Origin of the sequence: Curtobacterium sp. MCJR17_055, assembly GCF_003224335.1 — a bacterium.
Taxonomy (GTDB): Bacteria; Actinomycetota; Actinomycetes; order Actinomycetales; family Microbacteriaceae; genus Curtobacterium.
Genome location: NZ_QKLF01000007.1, coordinates 25,959 through 39,704, shown reverse-complemented (window position 1 = coordinate 39,704; position 13,746 = coordinate 25,959). Strand labels below are relative to the sequence as shown.

General features: G+C 72.3%; 13 protein-coding genes, 1 tRNA gene and 1 pseudogene. 9 read left to right on the top strand and 6 right to left on the bottom strand.

Annotated elements, in window-relative coordinates:
* The first annotated feature begins 27 nt into the window (after window positions 1-27).
* On the top strand, window positions 28-531 hold the full coding sequence (locus tag DEJ16_RS15105) for a hypothetical protein (protein WP_110824067.1): 504 nt from the start codon (window positions 28-30) through the stop codon (window positions 529-531).
* 100 nt (window positions 532-631) lie between these two features.
* On the opposite strand, the gene DEJ16_RS15100 is transcribed toward DEJ16_RS15105, so the two are convergent.
* The 3 genes from DEJ16_RS15100 to DEJ16_RS15090 are packed head-to-tail and all read right to left on the bottom strand — an operon-like array spanning window position 632 to window position 2,947.
* A complete protein-coding gene (locus tag DEJ16_RS15100; RefSeq protein WP_110824066.1) occupies window positions 632-1,513 on the bottom strand; it encodes an aldo/keto reductase in 882 nt (293 codons plus the stop codon).
* A 56-nt stretch (window positions 1,514-1,569) separates the two neighbouring features.
* On the bottom strand, window positions 1,570-2,064 hold the full coding sequence (locus tag DEJ16_RS15095; protein WP_110824065.1) for a DUF6264 family protein: 495 nt from the start codon (window positions 2,062-2,064) through the stop codon (window positions 1,570-1,572).
* 10 nt (window positions 2,065-2,074) lie between these two features.
* Window positions 2,075-2,947 carry a CoA ester lyase gene (locus DEJ16_RS15090; RefSeq protein ID WP_181419629.1) on the bottom strand — a complete coding sequence of 291 codons (873 nt, stop codon included), beginning with the start codon at window positions 2,945-2,947 and terminating at the stop codon, window positions 2,075-2,077.
* A 180-nt stretch (window positions 2,948-3,127) separates the two neighbouring features.
* Here DEJ16_RS15090 and DEJ16_RS15085 point away from each other — a divergent pair, with 180 nt between their 5' ends.
* Window positions 3,128-6,880 (top strand): AAA family ATPase, encoded by a 3,753-nt coding sequence (locus tag DEJ16_RS15085; RefSeq protein WP_375232130.1) that lies wholly within the window; start codon window positions 3,128-3,130, stop codon window positions 6,878-6,880.
* Between the two features lie 432 nt (window positions 6,881-7,312).
* Window positions 7,313-7,900, top strand: a complete 588-nt coding sequence (locus tag DEJ16_RS15075) for a CDP-alcohol phosphatidyltransferase family protein (protein ID WP_110858063.1) — start codon at window positions 7,313-7,315, stop codon at window positions 7,898-7,900.
* A 38-nt stretch (window positions 7,901-7,938) separates the two neighbouring features.
* Here DEJ16_RS15075 and mscL read toward each other — a convergent pair whose 3' ends face one another.
* On the bottom strand, window positions 7,939-8,442 hold the full coding sequence (mscL, locus tag DEJ16_RS15070; protein WP_110824060.1) for a large conductance mechanosensitive channel protein MscL: 504 nt from the start codon (window positions 8,440-8,442) through the stop codon (window positions 7,939-7,941).
* Between the two features lie 17 nt (window positions 8,443-8,459).
* Between mscL and DEJ16_RS16080 the strand changes: the two genes are divergently transcribed.
* Window positions 8,460-8,732: a hypothetical protein gene (locus DEJ16_RS16080; protein ID WP_309146417.1), complete on the top strand. Its 273-nt coding sequence runs from the start codon at window positions 8,460-8,462 to the stop codon at window positions 8,730-8,732.
* A 62-nt stretch (window positions 8,733-8,794) separates the two neighbouring features.
* Here DEJ16_RS16080 and DEJ16_RS16075 read toward each other — a convergent pair.
* A pseudogene (locus tag DEJ16_RS16075) lies at window positions 8,795-8,887 on the bottom strand (FmdB family zinc ribbon protein); the annotation flags it as partial.
* Window position 8,888: 1 nt separating this feature from the next.
* On the bottom strand, window positions 8,889-9,473 hold the full coding sequence (locus DEJ16_RS15060; RefSeq protein WP_110824058.1) for a 5-formyltetrahydrofolate cyclo-ligase: 585 nt from the start codon (window positions 9,471-9,473) through the stop codon (window positions 8,889-8,891).
* A gap of 103 nt (window positions 9,474-9,576) precedes the next feature.
* Here DEJ16_RS15060 and galU point away from each other — a divergent pair, with 103 nt between their 5' ends.
* From galU to DEJ16_RS15035, 5 genes are all read left to right on the top strand, one after another.
* Window positions 9,577-10,467, top strand: coding sequence for a UTP--glucose-1-phosphate uridylyltransferase GalU (gene galU / locus DEJ16_RS15055; RefSeq protein ID WP_110824057.1), 891 nt, complete (start codon window positions 9,577-9,579; stop codon window positions 10,465-10,467).
* Window positions 10,468-10,556: 89 nt separating this feature from the next.
* Window positions 10,557-11,216, top strand: a complete 660-nt coding sequence (locus DEJ16_RS15050) for a GNAT family N-acetyltransferase (RefSeq protein WP_110824056.1) — start codon at window positions 10,557-10,559, stop codon at window positions 11,214-11,216.
* Window positions 11,217-11,362: 146 nt separating this feature from the next.
* Window positions 11,363-12,511, top strand: coding sequence for a hypothetical protein (locus DEJ16_RS15045; protein WP_181419628.1), 1,149 nt, complete (start codon window positions 11,363-11,365; stop codon window positions 12,509-12,511).
* Between the two features lie 74 nt (window positions 12,512-12,585).
* Window positions 12,586-12,658: transfer RNA gene (locus DEJ16_RS15040), tRNA-Ala, on the top strand.
* 245 nt (window positions 12,659-12,903) lie between these two features.
* A complete protein-coding gene (locus tag DEJ16_RS15035) occupies window positions 12,904-13,731 on the top strand; it encodes a hypothetical protein (protein ID WP_110824054.1) in 828 nt (275 codons plus the stop codon).
* The last annotated feature ends 15 nt before the right edge of the window (window positions 13,732-13,746 follow it).

Genomic DNA, 13,746 nt, shown 5'->3' with positions numbered 1-13,746 from the left:
GGCCCCACACCGACCAGGGGGGATCCCATGTCCACGAAGCACGTCTCCGTCCTCGCGACCGCAGCGCTCGCCGCGGTCCTGCTCGCCGGTTGCTCCTCCGGCGGCAGCACGACGGCCGAGGGGACCCAGGGTCAGGGCGCCACGAGCGGGTCCTCGAGCGCACCGTCGAAGGCCGCCGAGGAGCAGTCGGGCTCGCAGTCCAAGGCCGACGCGTGCGCCGCCTTCGAGAGCAAGGTGCGGTCGGCGGCCGAGGGGCTGCAGTCCGAGGCCACGAAGCTGCAGTCCGACCCCGACGCCGCGGTCGCCAAGCTCAAGGAGCTCGACGCGGACATCGACGCCGGTGTCGACGCGGTGAGCAACACCGAGGTCAAGGGCAAGGCCGAGGCGTTCCAGAGCGCCTACGGCGACATGGTGACGCGACTCGAGGCGATCACGAAGGACCCGCAGTCGGCCGACCTCGGCGCGTTCCAGGACTCGGCCACGGCGGTCCAGACGGCCGGGACCGACTTCGACTCGACCTGCGCGTCCTGAGCGGCGCCGTCCGCTGACGGACGCACCACGGGCCTCCCGTCGTCCGGACGGGAGGCCCGTGGTGCGCGATCCGGTCGGCTCGCCGCGGCGCGCGGTGGACCTACGCGGCCTGCTCCGGACGCGACGCGTCGAGACGCTCGACCTCTTCCGGACGGAGCTTCACGGTCGCGGCCGTCACGGAGTCGAGGATCGACTGCGGGCGGGACGCTCCCGGGATCGGGATGACGACGTCGCTCTTCGCGAGCTCCCACGCGAGCGCGATGACCTGCGGGGTGACGTCCCGCTCCCGGGCGAGGACGGCGAAGTCCTCGGCGGTGGTGCCGAGGTCGGCCGCACCGGCGATGCCGCCGAGCGGGCTCCACGGCAGGAACGCGATGCCGAGCTCGTCGCAGAGCTCGAGTTCGGGCTCGCTGGACCGGAAGACGGGGGAGAACCGGTTCTGCACCGATGCGAGACGGCCGCCGAGGACCTCGTTCGCCTGCCGGATCTGGTCGACCGTGGCGTTCGAGATGCCCGCCATGCGGATGACGCCCTCGTCGAGCAGTTCGGCGAGCGCACCGACCGAGTCCGCGTACGGGACGGCCGGGTCCGGGCGATGGAACTGGTAGAGGCCGATCGCCTCGACGCCGAGACGCTTCGCCGAGGCCTTCGCGGCCTCCTTGAGGTAGGCGGGGTCGCCGTTCTGTGCCCAGGCCCCGGGTTCCGGCCGCAGGTGGCCGCCCTTCGTGGCGATGAGCACCTCCGACGTGTCCCCGCCGTACTCGCGGACGGCCCGGGCGATGAGCTCCTCGTTGTGGCCGACCTCGTCGTGGGCGGCGAGGTGGTACGCGTCGGCGGTGTCGATGAGGGTGACACCGGCTTCGAGGGCGGCGTGGACGGTGGCGACGGAGCGCGCTTCGTCCGGCCGGCCCTCGATGGACATCGGCATGCCGCCGAGTCCGATGGCGCTGACGGACGTGTCTCCGATGACTCGTTGCTTCATGGGCCCAGCATGCGCCGCGCCGGTCGGCGGACGTCCAGCCGTGGACGCAGGGCGGCTCAGGGGACGGGGAGTTGTGCGGTGTCGAAGCCGCGCCCCGGGCCGACGCCCTGCTCGTCGAGCGCCTGCACGACGAGCACCGTCCCCCACGTGACGACGGCGACGGTCAGGACGAAGCCGATCCCGGCGATCCACCACGACGTCCGTCGCCGGATCCAGGCGCGGATCGCGAACACGAGCGTGACGACCCCGATGACGAACGCTCCGCCGACCGCGATCGCCGCACCGCCGACGGTCCCGCCGGGGGAGCAGCCGTCGTCGGCGCCGCAGGACGCGGTCGTGGAGGCCACGGCGATCACGCCCGCGACCGCGGCGATCGCGGTGAGGACCGCGCCGGCCGCCAGGAGCAGGACGGTGGACACCCGGTCCGCGATCTTCGCCGGCGGGAACAGCGACGTCGCACCCTGCTCCCACGCGACGCGCTCGGCCTCGCTGTGCTGCCGGGCGCCCGGGTGCTGCTGCGGTCCGGATCCGGGGACGTTCGACCAGGTCATGGCACCGTTCCTACCGCGCCTCCACCCCGAACGCCTGGGCGAGGCGCTGGATCTTCTGCGCCCGTCCGAGTCGCGGCAGGTCCGACCCGTCGCGGATCACGCGTCCGCGCGCCTCGAAGTCGTCGAGGAAGTCCTGCGCCCAGGCGACGTCGGTCGGGGTCGGCGAGATGACCTCGTTGATGACGGGGAGCTGCTCGGTGTCCAGGCAGAGCTTGCCGGTCAGGCCGAGCGACACCGCGACCTGTGACTGCTCGCGCAGGATCGGGTGCGAGGAACCGACGGTGGGGCCGTCGATCGGTCCGGGCAGGTCGCCGACACGGGACGCCACCACCAGGCGGGACCGCGGGTACGCCATCGCGAGGGTGTCCGCGCTCGTGCCGGTGTCGCGGCGGTAGTCGCCGCTCCCGAAGGCCAGGCGGAACGCCCCCTGCGCGCGGGCGATCGACACCGCTTCCTCGATGCCCAGCGCCGATTCGACCAGCGCGATCACGGGGGTGTGTCCGCCGAGCCGGTGCCACGTGTCGGTGACCTGCGCCGGGGACTCCGTCTTCGCGAGCATCACGCCCTGCAGCCCGGGCAGGCCGCGGAGCTCCTCGACGTCGTCCTCCCAGAACTCGGTCGTGACGTCGTTGATCCGCACCCAGGCCTCGCCGCCACCGGCCAGCCAGGCGGCGACGGTGGTGCGGGCGGACGGCTTCGCGGCGGGGTCGACGGCGTCCTCGATGTCCAGGATCACCTGGTCGGCACGGGAGCGGGTGGCCCGCTCGAAGCGTTCCGCGGCGGTGCCGGCGACGAGGAGCCAGGAGCGCGAGATCTCGGCGGGGACCGATCGACGCCGGGACACGGCAGGGGTGGACGGAACAGGACGGTCGTCGGTGGCCATGCACCGTTGGTACCACACCCGCGCCTCCCGGCCCCGGCGCGGCGGCGGGGCGGTCCACCACAGCGCATCCGGGTCGGGTGAAACGCCGAAACAGCGGGCTCATTGCCAGAGTGCCGCAGCGCTTCCGCCTACAGTGGGCGGGTGTGGAGAGTGGACAGGGCGACCGACGATGAGGACGACGTGAACGACGACGCCCCCGTCGAGGGCACCGACCTGCCCGACGAGCAGTCCCCGCTGCGCCCCGAGCTCCAGGTCACGAGCCCGCACGCGATCAGCCTCGGCGACCCGCGGCTGACCGCGGGCAACGCGGCCGAGCCCGCGTGGGACGCGTGGCGCGAGCAGCTCGCCGGCGTCGGTGGGACGAGCCCGCTCGTGCACTTCGCCGACCACCCCCGCGCGCGCATCGAACTCTCGACGACGCATCCGGGCGGTCTGGCCCAGTTCATCACCGGCAAGACCACGCTGCTCTCGAGCCTGATCCGCGACGAGGTCGCGCTGCGGGCCGCCCGCGTCGCCGCCGGACACGTCGAGGCGAAGGGCACCGAGCTCGCCACCGTCCGCGGGATCGACGCCGTCAAGCTCGGCATCGGCATCGCGGACTGGGAGCACGGCGACGAGCACCACCGGGGCCCGGTCCTGCTCCGCCCGCTCGCGATCCGACGACACGGCCGCGACTTCGAGGTCCGGCTGCTCGGTGAACCGGTGCTCAACCCGGGCCTGGCCGACGCGCTGCGCGAGCAGTTCGGCATCACCCTCGACGCGCAGTCGTTCGTCGCCCTCGCCCAGCAGGACGGCTCCTTCACCCCGAACCCGGTGATCGACCGGCTCCGCGGCCTGACGGCGCACATCCCCGGCTTCTCGGTGCACGCCCGGCTCGTCGTGTCGACGTTCGCCGAGGTCGCGACCGGTCTCGTTGAGGACACGAAGGACCTCGCGCACCCGGTGCTCGACGCCCTCGCCGGCAACCCGAGCGCCAAGTGGCAGGTCGAGCAGTCGTACCACCCGGTCGAGCAGACGCCGTCGGACGAGCGCAGCCCGGAGACGGACACCCTGCTGCTCGACGCCGACGACGAGCAGGAGAACGTGATCGCGCAGATCACGGCCGGCAACTCCATCGTCGTGAAGACGCTCCCCGGCACCGGCGGCACGCAGACGATCGTGAACGCCCTCGGCGGCCTGGTCGCCGCGAACAAGCGCGTCCTCGTCGTCAGCCCGCGCCGCGCCACGCTCCGTGGCATCGCGGCCCGCTTCGGCGAGGTGCACCTGCCTGGCGTCGCCGTCACCCCGGCGACGCTCCGCCGTGACGTGGTCCGTGCGATCGCCCGCAACGAGAAGGCGAGCCGACCGAACCTCCGCGAGGTCGACGACGCCCTGGTGCGGCTCCGCAAGGTCCTCACCGACTACCGCGGTGCCCTCACCCGCACCGACCCCGACTTCGGGGTCAGCGTGCTCGACTGCCTGGTCGAGCTCTCCCGCCTGTCCCTGCTGCCGGTCGCCCCGTCCACGACGGCCCGGCTGTCGAAGCAGTCCGTCGTCTCGATGGTCACCGGTCGCGCCCGCGTCGCCGAGACCATGGTCAGCGCCGCGAACCTCGGCGAGTTCCGCTACGGCCCCGACGACTCGCCCTGGTACGGCGCGAGGTTCACCTCGAGCGACGGCGCCCAGCGTGCCCACGCGACCGCGCGGGAACTCGACGGCGGCGCGCTGCCGGCCCTCCTGCAGCGCGCGCACGACCTCGTGGCGTCGACGCACATGCGGCAGTTCACGACGATCAACGAGCTCGGCATCTACCTCCGCCTGCTCACCGAGATCCGGGACACCCTCGACCGCTTCCTGCCGATCGTGTTCGACCGGTCGGTGTCCGAACTCGTCGCCGCGACCGCTCCCCGGGGCGAGGGCGCGCCGATGTCGAGCACGAACCGCCGTCGGCTCAAGAAGCTCGCCCGCGAGTACGTCCGTCCCGGCGTGCACGTGTCCGACCTGCACGAGGCCCTCACCCGCGTCCAGCAGCAGCGCGTCCTCTGGCAGCGCTACGTGGCCGCGGGCGTGAACCCCGAGGTCCCCACCGGCATAGCCGACGTCCAGGTGCTGTTCTCGAACGTCGTCGAGGACCTGTCCCGACTGGACGAGCCGCTCGGTCGCACCAGCCGCGACCAGCAGCTCGCGAACCTGCCGATCGACGAGCTCGTCCCGACGATCGCCGAACTGGCCGCCGAGTCCGACGTCCTGCACAACCTGCAGGAGCGCACCGAGCTCATGCAGACCCTCCGCGACCTGCAGCTCGAGCCGCTGCTCACCGACCTGGCGAACCGGCACGTGCCGGACGTGCAGGTGCCCGCCGAGCTCGAGCTGGCCTGGTGGCAGTCCGCGCTCGAGACGATGCTCGAGTCCGACCGGGCCCTGCTCGGTGCGAACACGGACATGCTCGACCGGGTCGAGGCCGACTTCCGACTCGTGGACGACGCGCACGCGGCCGGGGTGTCCCAGGGCCTGGCGTGGCAGCTCGCCGAGAACTGGAAGGTCGGGCTCGTCGACTGGCCGGAGGAGTCCTCCGCGCTGAAGACGCAGCTCAAGGAGGGCGCGATCACGTCGCGTCTGCTCCACGACTCCGCACCGCACCTGTCCCGCGCCATCGCCCCGGTCTGGCTCGCCTCCCCGTACGAGGTCGCGCAGATCGCCGACACGATGCCGTTCGACACCGTGATCCTCGTCGACGCCGGTGCCGTGACGATCGCCGAGACCGTCGGCGCCGTCCGTCGCGCCCGACAGACCGTCGTGTTCGGTGACCCGGTCACGCAGACGCCGTCGCCGTTCCGCATCGCCGTGGACCCGGACCACCGCGCGCTGCAGGTGGACGAGGAGACGCTCGACGCCCTGCACGCCGACTCGGCCCTCGCGAAGCTGTCCACGCTCCTGCCCACCCTGTCGCTGACCCGGTCGTACCGGGCCGGCGGCGAGGACCTGGCGGAGCTGGTCAACCGTCGCTTCTACGGCGGACGGATCGAGTCGCTGCCCTGGGCCGGCTCGTTCCTCGGCCACGGCTCGATCGCGCTCGACTACGTCAGCGAGGGCAAGGCCGTGCCGGACCCCGAGTCCGGTGCCGTCGAGAGCGTCGACGCCGAGGTGGACCGGGTCGTCCGGCACGTCATCGAGCACGCCCGCACCCGTCCGACCGAGTCGCTCATGGTCATCACGGCCTCAGCGAAGCACGCGGTCCGGGTCGAGCAGGCCGTGCTCGCTGCCGCGCAGGGCCACAAGGACCTCACCGAGTTCGTCATCGGTGACCGTCCGGAGCCGTTCATCGTCGCCACCCTCGAGCAGTCCGTGGCGCAGAGCCGCGACCGCGTCGTGTTCTCCATCGGCTACGGCCGGACCCCGCACGGTCGGGTCCTCCGCGACTTCGGTCCCCTCGGCAAGCCCGGCGGTGAGCGGCTGCTCGCGGTCGCGATGACCCGTGCCCGTCGGTCGATGGTCATCGTCACGTGCTTCCAGCCGTCCGACATCGAGGCCGAGCGCATGGGGCACGGCACGGTCGCCCTCGCCGAGATCCTGGCCGAGGTCCGCGCCCGGACCACCGCTGAGTACGTGCCGGACGACTCCGACCCGCTGCTCGTCGACCTGGCCCGGCGGCTCGAGATGCGCGGCATCCCGGTCGCGCTCGGCCACCGCGGCAAGCTCGGCCTGGTCGCCGCGCACGGCGGGGTCTGCGTCACCATCGAGACCGATGCGTCGCTCGTCAAGGGGTCGCTGCGTGAGTCGCTCCGGCTCCGTCCCGAGGTGCTCCGTCGTCTCGGCTGGCACTACGTCCGCGTGCACGCGTTCCAGCTGTTCTCCGACCCGGACCGGGTGGCGAACACGGTGGCGCAGGTGCTCGGGGTCGACCGCGGTGCCACCCAGGAGATCTCGATCCCGCCGGTGCCCGCACGCCGATGACCGCCAGGGTCCCACGCCGGGCCTCGCGGCAGGCAGGACCGGTGACCTCGACGACGGACCACCTGACGGGGACGTGGACACCGGACGCGGGTGCGTCCCGGGCAGGAGACGCGTCGGGGGCGGCCACCGACCCCGCGGCGACCCCGGCACCCGCCCTGCCGCGGTCGACCGGGCCGGGAGGCTCGTCCCGCTCCGGCAGGCGCGTCACGACCCGTGCGGTCCCCGGCAGCGACCCGACACCGGCGCCGGAACCGAAACCGGCGCGCCACGGCACGGGCGAGAACGACGACCGGCTCCTCCGCGACCGGCCGCCGCACTGGGGATGACCGTCCCGCCTGACGGAGGACGGCCTGCCGCCGGTCGGGTGCGACCGACGAGTGCACGGGTCGGACCGGTACCCTTGCAGTGACCCACCCCGAACGGAAGCGTGTGATGACGGAGCCCTCCCGGCGGACCCGGCCCGACTGGCAGACGCTGCCGAACCTCATCACGCTGGTGCGCTTCGCCCTCATCCCGGTCTACGTCGGGCTGGTCGTCGCCGGACACCCGGGATGGGCGTTGGCCTCCCTGGTGGTCCTCGGCGTGAGCGACTGGGCCGACGGGTTCCTGGCGCGACGACTCCACCAGGAGTCCCAGCTCGGCAAGACGCTCGACCCGATCGCCGACCGGTTGGCGATCGTGGCGATCGTGCTGTCGCTCGTGCTCGTCGGGCTGCTGCCGTGGATCATCGTCGTGGTCGTGGTGGCCGTCGACCTGGCGCTCCTGGCGCTCTCGAGCGCGTGGTTCCGCGGCAACCCGGACCTCCGCGTGACGTGGACGGGCAAGATCCGGTCCGCGCTGCTGTTCGTCGGGCTGCCGGTCCTGCTGTTCTCGTCGACGTCGGTCGCCGCCGACCACCACTGGGTCCGGGACGTCGGTCTCGTCTTCGTCTGGCTCGGCACGGTCGGGCACGTCCTCGCCGGGCTGCAGTACGCGGGGGAGATGGCCCGGAAGCACCGGGCGCAGCGCGCTCCGGCGTAGGCCGACCCTCCCGGCGCTAGCACCGGCGCCGCGCCCGCCTACAGCTTCGTCGTTCCGGCGATGCCGGCGCCCTCGGGTGCGTCCGCCGGAGCGACGTGCGCCCCGTGCCCGCCGACACCCGGCTCGGCACCCTGCTGGGCGCGCAGCAGGTCGCGGATCTCGAGGAGCACCTCGACGTCCGTCGGCGGGACGTCCGCGGGCGGTTGCTCCTCGTCGTGCTTCGTCCGGTCGAACGCGACCTTCTTGAGGTGGTTCACCGGCACGACGAGCGCGAAGTAGACGACCGCGGCGACGATCACGAAGTTCAGGACGGCGCCGAGCACCTTGCCGAACAGCAGCTCGGTGTCGCCACCGGACACGGTCGGGAACGACACGATCAGGGCCTTGTCCAAGCTGGAGGCGTTGAAGACCGCACCGATGAGCGGGTTGATCAACGCCGTCACGACCGCCGTCACGATGGCGGTGAACGCGGCACCGATGACGACCGCCACCGCGAGGTCGATGACGTTCCCGCGGAGCAGGAACTCCCTGAAGCCCTTCACGCGAGCCCCCTTCTGTCGTGGACGGCCACCGCGCGGTGGCCCGGTCCAACCTAACCAGGAGGCGCGGGGCCGGTCAGGACGCGGACGACCCCGACCCGGAGGACGACCCGGACCCGGAGGACGACCCGGACCCGGAGGACGACCCCGACCCGGAGGACGACCCGGAGCCGGACGAGGACCCGGAGGAGCCGGACGACCCCGACGACGAGCCCGACCCCGACGACGAGCCGGAACCAGACGACGAGCCGGATCCCGACCCCGACGGCGTCGCGCGCGAGTCGGTCCGGTAGAAGCCACCACCGTTGAAGGTCACACCGACGGGCGAGAACACCTTCCGCAGGACCCCGCCGCACACCGGGCACTCGGTGAGCGTGGCGTCGGAGAAGGCCTGCTTGATGTCGAACGCGTTGCCGCACTCGGTGCAGCGGTACGAGTAGGTGGGCACGTCAGCTCCGGAACGTGATGATGCGCGACGGCGTGATGATGCCGTCGACGGGTTCGTCGTGGGGTTCGCGCGGGACCTCGTCGAGGTACTCCGTGTCGAACACCACAGCATAGACGGGCGGGCGGTTGGCCATGGACCCGAGGGTCTTGTCGTAGTACCCGCGTCCCCACCCCATCCGGACGCCGTCGTGCCCCACGGCGGCGGCCGGCGTGATGATCACGTCGACGTCGTTGATCGCCAGGGGGGAGAGCACCTCGCCGACGACCTCCGGCATGCCGAACGGTCCCTCGCGCTCCGAGGACCCGTCGCCGACCGCCCAGTCGAGCAGCCCGTCCTCGCGGGTGATCGGCAGGAGCACCCGGATGCCCCGCTCGAACGCCCAGGCCAGGAAGGGACGGACGTCGGGTTCGTCGGGCGCCGACAGGTAGAGCGCGACCGAGGTGATCTGGCGTTCCTCGACGAAGCGCTGCAGCGTTGCGGTCAGGGCGAGGGAGTCGGCGTCGCGGACGGTCGAGGTCCGGCTGCGTCGCCGCTGCCGGAGGTCGGCTCGGAGGGCGCGCTTCTCGTTCCCGAGATCGGCGGTCATGGCGAAGAGTGTAGCGAGCGCCGGTACTGCGGCTTCCCGCTGATCTGCCTGTCCTCCTATCAGTTGACATGCCCGCGAAATGCGTTTCGGATACGGTCTGTCCATGGGCTTCCAGATTTCGAAGGCAGTGATCCCCGCCGCAGGGCTGGGCACGCGCTTCCTCCCCGCGACCAAGGCGATGCCGAAGGAGATGCTCCCCGTCGTCGACAAGCCGGCCATCCAGTACGTGGTGGAGGAGGCGGTCGACGCCGGACTCACCGACGTGCTGATGATCACCGGGCGCAACAAGAACGCGCTCGAGAACCACTTCGACCACGTGTCGGAGCTCGAGGAGACCCTCAAGAAGAAGGGCGACCACGAGAAGCTGCAGAAGGTCAACCAGTCCACGGACCTGGCCGACATGCACTACGTGCGTCAGGGTGACCCGCTCGGCCTCGGTCACGCCGTGCTCCGCGCGAAGATGCACGTCGGCCGCGAGCCGTTCGCCGTGCTCCTCGGTGACGACATCATCGACGCCCGCGATCCGCTGCTCAAGCGCATGATCGAGGTCCAGGGCGAGAAGAACGCCACGGTCGTCGCCCTGCTCGAGGTCCCGGCGTCGCAGACGCACCTCTACGGCATCGCGACCGTCGAGGAGACCGACACCGACGACGTCGTGAAGATCACCGGCCTGGTCGAGAAGCCGGCCCAGGGTGAGGCCCCGTCGAACCTGGCGATCATCGGCCGCTACGTCATCCGCCCCGAGGTCTTCGACGTCCTCGAGAAGCAGGAGCCCGGCAAGGGCGGCGAGATCCAGCTCACCGACGCGCTCATGAAGATGGCGAGCGCCGAGGAATGGACAGGTGGCGTGTACGGCGTCGTCTTCCGTGGACGCCGCTACGACACCGGTGACAAACTCGACTACATCAAGGCGATCGTGCAGCTCGCCTCGGACCGCGAGGACCTCGGCCCGGACCTCAAGTCCTGGCTCAAGGAGTTCAACGCGGGCGAATGAGTCGACCCATCCCGCACGGGTCCGGTGACCCCGGCCCCGTGCGGGACACCCGTCCCGCCGAGCGCGGGACCCCGGAGGAACCAGAAGCGATGACGACGATCCCGACCCTCACCCACGGGCGAGTCACCATCCGCCCCCTCCGGATCCGCGACGCCCGTGAGCTCGACCTGGCGTTGGCCGGCAACCGCTCGTGGCTCCGCACGTGGGAGGCGACGAACCCCTCCGGGTTCGCGTCCGCCGACGTCAAGGGGAGCATCCGCGCGCTGCAGGCCAACGCCCGGGCCGGGTTGGGCCTCCCGTTCGCGATGGAACTGGACGGACGCTTCGTCGGCCAGCTGAACGTCTCCGGGATCACGTACGGGTCGCTCGCGAGCGCCTCCATCGGGTACTGGGTGGTGCAGGACGCCGCCGGCCACAACGTGACGCCGACCGCGGTCGCGCTGGCGACCGACCACTGCTTCCGCTCCGTCGGCATCCACCGTCTCGAGATCTGCATCCGTCCCGAGAACGCCCCGAGCCTCCGCGTCGTGGAGAAGCTCGGGTTCCGGTACGAGGGCCTGCGCCGCCGGTACATCCACATCAACGGCGATTGGCGCGACCACTTCTGCTTCGGCCTCGTCGCGGAGGAGATCCGCGAGGGCGTCCTCGACCGCTGGGTCCGTGGGCAGGTGCCGCACGGTGCCGGCCGCGTGCCGCAGGAAGCCTGGGACGAGGCGGGCGTGCCGCTGCCCGTCTCGCCGCGCGGCTGACGACCCACGGGACGGGTCGCGTCGCGGCCCGGTGACCCCGGCGTGGCCGGGAGGCCCGCCGAGCCTCCGACGGATCCGTCACGACTCGCTCGACACGCTCCCGGCAATGGGCGTCCGGGCGGCGCGCTCCCCCTACCGTTGCCCCCATGGGAATCGGGACCTGGGGCGGCGGCGTCGTGCTGCTCGTGGCGGCCGTGCTCTGGGTCGTGTACCTGATGCCCGCGTGGGCGGCCCGTCGTGAGTACCTCGCCACCGAGCGGAACGCGATCCGACTGCAGCAGACCCTCCGCATCCTGGCGCAGACCGCCGAGCTGCCGGACGAGGTGCGCGTCGAACTGAACGCGAAGTCCCTCGCCGAGGCGCAGCGCGTCGCCCGGTCCGAGGAGGCGAAGCGTGCCGCGATCGTCCGCGCCCACGAGGCCGCACGGCAGCGGGAGATCACCCGTCGCCTCGCCGCCCAGGCGCCCGTGCTCGAGAAAGCGTCCTCGGTGCCCGCCCTGACCGCGATGCGCATGCGTCGCTCACGTCTCGGTGCCACGACGCTCGGCACGCTCGGGCTCGTGCTCGCGGTGGTCGTGCTCGTCGTCGCCCCCGGCGCCTGGTTGCTCGCGGTGGCCGGACTCGTCGCGGCCGGTGGTTCAGCGGCCGTGCTCGCACAGCTGCACCAGGTCGCGACCGCGCGCCGTCGACGGGCCGCGGCCGGTGCGGGGGAGCAGACCCGGGCCTCCCGGCCGAGCACCGCGTGGACGGACCCGGCGCCGCCGCTCTCCACCGACCAGCCGACGGCCGCGCCTGCGGACCGCACCTGGACGCCGGGGCCGATCCCGAAGCCGCTGTACGTGCAGACACCGACCCGACCCGATCCGTCCCCGGAGTCGTCGGCCGAACTCGCCGCCCGGCTGCGTGACCGCGTGGCCCAGGCGAAGGCCGAGGCGGAGGCAGAAGCGGCTGCCGTCCGAGCCGCTGCGGCCGACCCGTCGCTCGCCCGGGTGTCGCGGATGCGTGCCGACGTCGAGGAGGCCGCCGCGGCGCTGTCCTCGCACGACCAGGGGCGGCTCGCGGAGCGGCTCGGGCTCCGTGCCGCGACCGCCGGGTCGCCCGCTCCCCGGAGTGCGCCCGCGCCCGGTGCGTCGGCTGCGCCCGGTCCGGTTGCGCCCGGTCCGGCTGCCTCCGCGACCGACGAGGCCGCCGCCCCCGCCGCCCCGAGCCGCTGGGTCGGGATGGGCGTGATCGGCGACGACGCGTACGGACAGACGGACCTCGACGCGATCATGCGACGCCGTCGAGCGGTCTGACCGGACGGCACGCCCGACCGCCGCGGCCCGATTACCGGATCGCCGCGACCCGGTGCTATCGTTGTCGAGCACTCGGGGCTATGGCGCAGTTGGTAGCGCGTCTCGTTCGCAATGAGAAGGTCAGGGGTTCGAATCCCCTTAGCTCCACCGAGCAGCACGACGGCCCGGGACCGATGGTCCCGGGCCGTTCTCGTTGCCGGCCGTTCTCGTTGCCAGCCTTCCACAGACCGCCACGGGGGGTGTCGGAGCCGGGTGCTCGGCCCCTAGACTCCCCGTGCGCCACAACAGGTGGTCCCGAGGGGGAGCCGCCACTCGGCCGGGCACCGTCGCCCGACCGAGCACCGTCGCCCGCTCGGGCACGCCGCCCGCTCGGGCACGTCAGGGGGAGAAGCATGAACCGCGTCCGTCGTCTCGTCGCCACCGTCGCCACCGCCGTCGTCATCGCAGCAGGTGTCGCCGTCGCCGGCCCGACCGCCGCGGCCTCCGCCGCCGTCACCCCGACCGGGGTGGACATCTCGTGGCCGCAGTGTGGCGGGACGGTCCCGACCGGACAGGCGTTCGGCATCGTCGGGGTGAACGGATCGCTCGGCAACACGACGAACCCGTGCCTGGCCGAGCAGCTGGCCTGGGCCGCGGGGTCCGTCGGCGGATCGACCCAGCCGAAGACCCAGCTCTACGTCCTGTTCGCCAACCCCGGCCTGCAGGCGTCGGTCTGGCCGAAGTCGAACACGTACAAGGGCACCGCGCCGGCGAACCGGTTCGGTCGGTGCTCGACCAAGGGCGGTGCGAAGCAGCTCACGCTCGCGTGCTCGTTCATGTACGGGTACGCGCGCGGCTACGACGACGTGACGATCCGCGGCATCGACCGCCCCGCCGCGTACCGCTGGTGGCTCGACGTCGAGACCGGGTTGTCCTACCAGTCGAGCACCGCGCAGAACCGCGCCGCGCTCGAGGGCATGATCGCCGGGCTCAAGGCGGGTGGGGTCCGGACGATCGGCATCTACTCGACGCCGTCGCAGTGGAAGACCATCGCCGGGTCGGTCAGCTCGTCGAGCACGCTGTACGGCCGGTCGAGCTGGATCGCCCTCGGCAAGAGCACGATCACCAAGGCGCGCCAGGCCTGCTCGGGGACCCCGCTGTCCGGCGGCACGATCGCGATGACCCAGATCGAGGCCGCGTACGGCTCCACCACGATCGACCGCGACGTCTCCTGCCGCTGATCGGTCCTTGCGGGG